Origin of the sequence: Vibrio sp. FF266 (assembly GCF_041439695.1) — a bacterium.
GTDB lineage: Bacteria > Pseudomonadota > Gammaproteobacteria > Enterobacterales > Vibrionaceae > Vibrio > Vibrio tasmaniensis_A.
Genome location: NZ_JBGOOO010000055.1, coordinates 1 through 6,435 on the forward strand (window position 1 = coordinate 1; position 6,435 = coordinate 6,435).

4 protein-coding genes and 3 pseudogenes are annotated in these 6,435 nt (G+C 41.7%); all 7 read left to right on the forward strand.

What is annotated here, in order from left to right; all coding sequences use genetic code 11:
• Positions 1-405: 405 nt before the first annotated feature.
• Positions 406-521 (forward strand): annotated as a pseudogene (locus tag ACED59_RS22540) (IS3 family transposase); the annotation flags it as partial.
• An 871-nt stretch (positions 522-1,392) separates the two neighbouring features.
• Positions 1,393-1,876: pseudogene (locus ACED59_RS22545) on the forward strand (integrase core domain-containing protein); the annotation flags it as partial.
• Positions 1,877-3,453: 1,577 nt separating this feature from the next.
• Positions 3,454-3,963 carry a hypothetical protein gene (locus tag ACED59_RS22550; protein ID WP_102258285.1) on the forward strand — a complete coding sequence of 170 codons (510 nt, stop codon included), beginning with the start codon at positions 3,454-3,456 and terminating at the stop codon, positions 3,961-3,963.
• Between the two features lie 8 nt (positions 3,964-3,971).
• Positions 3,972-4,217, forward strand: coding sequence for a hypothetical protein (locus tag ACED59_RS22555; RefSeq protein WP_017100372.1), 246 nt, complete (start codon positions 3,972-3,974; stop codon positions 4,215-4,217).
• Between the two features lie 512 nt (positions 4,218-4,729).
• Positions 4,730-5,251, forward strand: a complete 522-nt coding sequence (locus ACED59_RS22560) for an RNA-guided endonuclease TnpB family protein (protein ID WP_261378918.1) — start codon at positions 4,730-4,732, stop codon at positions 5,249-5,251.
• Entirely contained in the window at positions 5,197-5,319 is a 123-nt protein-coding gene (locus tag ACED59_RS22565; RefSeq protein WP_198592117.1) for a transposase, read from the forward strand. The genes ACED59_RS22560 and ACED59_RS22565 overlap by 55 nt, the downstream gene beginning before the upstream one ends.
• Positions 5,320-6,041: 722 nt before the next feature.
• Positions 6,042-6,435: pseudogene (locus ACED59_RS22570) on the forward strand (hypothetical protein); the annotation flags it as partial.

Below are 6,435 nucleotides of genomic sequence, written 5' to 3' on the forward strand. Positions count from 1 at the left end.
CAGCTGAAATCATTAACCGCATCGTAAACTCCAAAAAATTAATAACCATAAGGCAGTTCTTGCCGCTTTTATCATGTTGGTCGTTTAAGCTCACTTCGCGAACGTGCTGCGCTGGTAAGGCTCACTATAACGAGCCCTTTGCAAGAGAGGTGCACTCTATCAAGCGAATCTGGGATCTAGCTTTTAATCCCACGGCCTAGGGTTTCCCCCCAAATTTTCCAACCTTATGAAGAGTAATTAATAATTTCATAGTTAAATTCCCCCTCTATTTAACTGGAGAGCGAAACCAATGTTTTAGGTTTTAAAGGAGTTATCTTCCCAAATAAATTGAATGGAATGTTAAAGTTTTTTCTATGGTTTAATTATTTAATTATAGGTAATTAAATAAAAATTTAATTTTTTGAATCGGTCATTGAAGCAGCCCAATTCATGGATGTGGGTAAGTCTACGTGGGTTCGCCAACTAAAAGCAAAACGCCAGGAAAAACTCCGAAAGTCTCACTTAGGACGCCTGAACATTTAGGTTGGCTCATTTGTCCGGATTATACTTGTATCAGCCTCAGAGCAAAGCAAGTCGAGGTCTCATGCAAGACAAAAACGTGCGTAGAGATAAGTGCTCCCGATCTTACTCAAACAAATACGGGGAGCTGGAGGCGGTGCTTATGACGCGAGATTGCGCCGCTTTCTTGGAACGTGGTCACCCTAGAGCTATTGATTCTAGTTGCTATGAAGACTGGGATGAAAAAAGGGGCGAGGTTGGGAAGACATCAAAACTATACAAAGAACCCCCTACTTTAGTCGGTGGTTTAGGGCTAGAATCACAAGCGCGAGGGTTCAACCGTGAAGGGTCTGAGACGCAGGGGGCGCTGGCATACTGGTTCCTTCGCTGCCATTTTTGAGTCTTACACTCAAACCAGGACCTCGATTCGTCCCTGACCAGTAATTTATCCTGAGCGCCTAGACTCGCACGATAAACATATTACCGTATGTATTAAATAACCCTTTTAACTCCTTTTTTTTGTAAAACCAATATTTTCTCCGCCGAGGCTATTTAGGAATATTTTTGATGGTGAGTTGATAAACATCTTCCTACTCCCAGTATCGAAGCTCTCAAGACATGAAGATCCAGTAACTCTACATGTGAACACATTCACGTCGATTGTGTGAGTGGTGATGCCTCCATCTTCAGCTGTCGTGACTGTCGTGCTGCCAACCGCAACCCCTGACAACCAGCCAGTAGGTGTCATCGTTGCCGTGCTCAGCTCATTCGACGTCCACGTCAAGGAATCGCTTACATCGTATGAAGTGTTATCGCTGTATGTTGCCGTCGCCATTAATGACCTTCCACAACGGAATTTATGAGGGGGTGACCGCAAGCGAGGTGAGGACCGCAGCGGTAAGCAATGGCTCTTCGGGAGCGAGAACTATTGCTGATCTGGTGATAAATCAAGGCGTAGCTCTGAGCCGTTATCTAGCAACAAAGCTAATGAAAACGCTTGGTTCGATTAGCTGTCAATTACCGAGACATCAGTAGAGGAAAGCCTAAAGGGGCTACATTCCACAGCGAGCAAGACAGTCACTAGATGAGTAGAAAATATCGTCAGTTACTGTGGCGTTTTCAGATAAAACAAAGTTTATCTCGACGAGGAAATTGCTGGGAGATTGCTCCAATGGAACGTTTCTTTAGAAGCTTAAAGACGGAGTGGATCCCAACAGTAGGTTATCGTAGCTTTTCTGAGGCTCAACAATAAATTATCCAATACATCATTGGCTATTACAGCCAATTGAGGCCACATCACTATAATGGTGGCCTCACACCTAATGAATCAGAGAGATTGTCTTGGGTACCCTCTAAAACCGTGGCCAATTTCAGTTGACCACTACACATAGCAAAAAATTATAAGCAACCTACTTTTGTAGGTTTGATACTAGGATGAATAACTGTCCCATTAGTATGGGCTAGAGACACTGGTTCAGTTTCTAGAACTGTGCACTTAGGTCCTAAGCGCTTATATATTTTAGGATGCATCTGAGAGAGAATCGAGGTAAAACTTTTATAGTCAGGACTTTCTAAATGCACCGCGCGACAAGTTCCAATAGGAAAGTACGTATGTATTGCCTCAGGGGCTAAAGCCGAATCCTCATAGATGTCACTTAGCTTTACTTTTACCGGGTTCAACTCACATCCCTCAAACGTCCCATTTTTCTTGTACCTATAGTCACTAGGCTTCTCTGTTAAAGGATTAAAAGTATGGCCATAGTAAGAGTCTGTACAATTTCCTCCAATATACTTGTTGTCCTTGTCATAAAGACATAAGCGCGTACGCATGATTAAGCTGTTGTAGCAAGACGGGACTCTAAGATTTCTTACGGTGGTTTTCTTGCCTATTGGTATGAAACCACCTCTGGACCCCTGACAAGTTGCGCTCGTTCCACCGGAATCAAAATATTGATAACCCAACTTCCCACCTCTCAGAGAATCTAAAATGAGGTCATCAAGATAGGTGAGCTCCCGAGTATCTTTCTCTCTAAGTATAGGGTAGAGAAATGCTTGATCACTCAATTGTGGTCCCTCATAAAATGTCACGTAACTATTTGATAAATCGATCGCTCTAGCATTAAAGGAGAGAAAAAACAACTCAAATAGAACAGTATTCTTGTCCTTGTGTACATATATTACTACCTTTGATTAAAATCAGTTAAACGAGGCTCCACCTAACTCTTAATGCAGACCGAATACTAATAAATTAACTATCAATTATGTTTTCCTTACAAGTGAGTCCAATCGAGTATTGAGAATGACATTTCTTTGATTTTACTAGTCTTTTAAATCAAAAATTTTGCGATTAGGTGGTGGGTTGGCATTAATTGAAGCGATAGCAAGATAAGAAAGTTTAGATTATTGTTATTTTTAGCCTGTATTTTGGGGGTGACAGGACCCCTGTAAAAGAGAAATTTGATATTAATGTAAATACAGTGTGGTTAAATCTACACCCCAACCCCTGCAATCGTGGGTCGGCTGACATTTTGGATTGATGAAAAAGTGATCCAACAATGGCAACGGACCAAGCAAGGTGATCGTGGAAGACCTCGTTTGTTTAGCTAATCACTTTACCGGAGCAAAAGGTAGCCTCATCACCCCTCTAGAATTGTCTGAGGCTGGCTTTGAGATGAAGAACGTCCTATTTCGAAGGCGTGGCCAGAACGCTTGCGCTTCCTCACTCCTTTCACTGACTTTAATTAAGTTCGAGTAAAGGCTTATTGTCTTATGTGCCTATTTCCCTTTCGACTCACATCATTTGATGGGCTCACAGGCTGTTAACCGTGATCGTTCTGAACCCCAATGACAAGGGTATATGAACGCTTCGCGCCCTTGTCCTTGAGAACCAAGAACGTTTGCCGGACAGCCAAGCGGCTCCATAAAAGTGATACTCAAACAGAAAGGAAACTCCTCATGGTACAACGACACTCAAGCCTAACTCTCTCTAAATCAAAGTTCAGCGACCAGCGTTTCGCCGCTGGGCACGAAAGCTCACCAAAAAATGATGTCTCTAGATCTTTGGCGGTCTTGAAGTTGCGCTATCAAGTCAAAAAGTGTCGTGATGAGGCGAAAAGAAAGTCTGATTGGGTTTCCAAAATCCAGCGTTTAAAAATGTTCAGTCGTCGTCAGTCGCCAGAGCAACAGGCTGATATCGCGTCGTTAAAAGGCCAAGGGTTCGTTGAAGCTATCAAGCAGCAGTTTCCGCAATTGGTGTCGCGTCGTTTTGCTTTCCATGAAATCCGTGACTTTTTCATTGAATTAAATGGCGCTGGCTTTGGTGAATGGTTTCTTCACGAGCGAGCGGATCACATTATTCTGTACACCACTTACGGGTCTGTGTTTCCAGCGTTGCGATTCGTGCAAACGGAGGAGGGGACGTTTAAGTGCTCAGGGTTTTGTTTTGATGTGCGTTTTGGCGTTTAGAGGGTCACATGAAAATACGTTCTACGGTTTCCTCTGACATATCCAGGCACGTGATTTGGGTGAATTCAATCGACTTCTTAATACTAAAGGCACCGGGGGGAGGGGTGAGTATCAGAGTGTGTGACTGTGCTACCACCATTAAACAAATGCGAGAAGACGACGCCTATGCGAAGAAAACGGAAAAGACGACAGAAACAACCTCCGAGCATCGCGCGTCGGCCAAAGGTTTACTCTCTTGTCTGTATAACGATTAAGGTCGGCTGATGCGCGACGGCATCAAACCCTCATAAGGTAAGGCCATCAATAGGTCTGAATTTTGTTTCGATATTCCAGTCGTTTTCGGCATTCAATCGGTTCGGGTTTGTTATACGAGCAACGCTTTTGCTCTTTGTGAGCACCAGGCGATTATGCGTATTGTAACTACCAAGCAACTTTGTCTTGGAGTGGTGATTTTTTCAAAACTTACTGAATCCTAAAAAGGACATCAAGCCACTACTTGCAGTTGCCAAGAAATCGCGTAAATACCACTGGTTGAAGCAAGATGATTCAACCGTCTTGCAGCAATCTGTACTCAATCGTCACCAAGCCTTTGATAACTTCTTTAATCCGAAGTTGAAAGCCAAGTACCCACATTCAAACGTAGACACGGTAAGCAATCGAGCTATCACTGTGTTGGTGTAAAAGTCTTTGATGGTGCATCAAACTCCCGAAAATAAAGCCTGTAGAGGCGAATAATCACCGTGAGATTGTAGGCAAGGTTAAGAGCATTACGTTAAGCAAGGTAACTGGTATTGATCTAGGTCTATTTCATTTTGCTATTGAATCGAACGGTAGAAAGACAGCTAACCCAAGATTTGTAAAACGTGCTGAGAAGAATCTCAGACGAAAGCAGCGTCAGCTATCTAGAAAAGCAAAAGGCAGTGCCAATCGAGCAAAAACTAGATTGCTCGTTGCCAAATGCCACGAAAAAGTGGCTAACGCTCGTGCTGATTTTCAACATAAGCTTTCTCGAACTCTCGTTGACGAAAACCAAGCGGTGATAATTGAGACATTGAAATCAACAAACATGATGAAAAGCCGCAAACTGGCGAAACACATAGCGGACGCCTCATGGCATAGTTTTGTCTTTAAGTTGGAGTACAAACTAAAAGAGCAAGGCAAATATCTAGTTAAACTAAATCAGTGGGACGCAAGCTCTAAACGTGCTGTTGTTGCGGTCATAAAGTGGAAGAAATGCCCTTATCGGTTTGCAAGTGGGATTGTCCATCAGGCGGCACTACAGACATAAATCGTGACTTAAACGCCGCCCTTAATATCCGTGATAAAGGCCTTCTAGAATTAAAGGCGGTTGGATAATCGTCTCTGCTTATGGAAGCTGCGTAAGTCTTGATACTATCGAGCAATGGCTAACGAAATAAGAAGCATCGCCCAATAGGCGGTGAGTAGTCACTTAGATAGATATGCTGAAAACCCAAGCAAACGAGGGAAGAGCTCCTAGTTTTTTAAGGACTTAATAGCATTTTTCTAGCTAGGCATAGACCTTCGGATCTTGTCACTTTGGGCAAAAAGTAAAAATAGAGTAAAGCAGATGATGGCAAGTCCTAAAGATATTCCTAGTATTAATAAGCTTTCTTCACATATTAGAGGTAAGGCTATTGATAAAAAAGCGAGCAGGACAACAAATAGTTCACATCCTCCCCCGAAAATAGGATGCTGATGACGAAATACTGCCCATTGATAAACCATTGTTGATAATCTCCTTGCAGCTGAGCTCAGCTTAGTTCTTTCTCTTTAGTTAAAATACGTTAACACTATCAATACTGTATGGGGGGGGATTTTTATTATTTATTTTTAATTAATTATCTGCCAATTTTAAACGCTAAAGTTAGTACTATTTGAAAGCGAAATACAGGGTTTATTCATGATTATATTTATAAATAAAGATAATTAATTAAAAATATAAAATCATTGCTTTATGTTAAATAATTGATTAATTATCTTAAATGATTGTCATTTCCTCTGCTATTAATCGAATTTATAAGAATCATTTTTAATTTATAACCATACTAGCTATAGCCATGAATAAAATTATCTCCCTTTATATATTAATTATACTCTTCTTGGCAGGTTGTAATTTAGAATTGTCAGAAGAGGTTGATGTAAAACCAGCAATAACATTAGAACGGATCGATATTAGCGTCTCCTCATCAGGAATTCGGGGAACAAGTAAATTAACGATGAGGAAGGGGAACAAAAAAGCTTTCGTCGCAGTAGGTTATTATTCTGATCACTCTTCAAAGGTGCTAACTGATTTAAGCATTTGGCGCTCTAATAACAAGAACATTGGATATTTTGTAGAACCGGGACAATTAATTGGCAAAGCGTTAGGATTTATAAAGATCACAGCCACTAAAGATGGAGTCACCAGTAACACAGTGGACGTGGAGGTGACCAATGCCATCGTCACCTCGC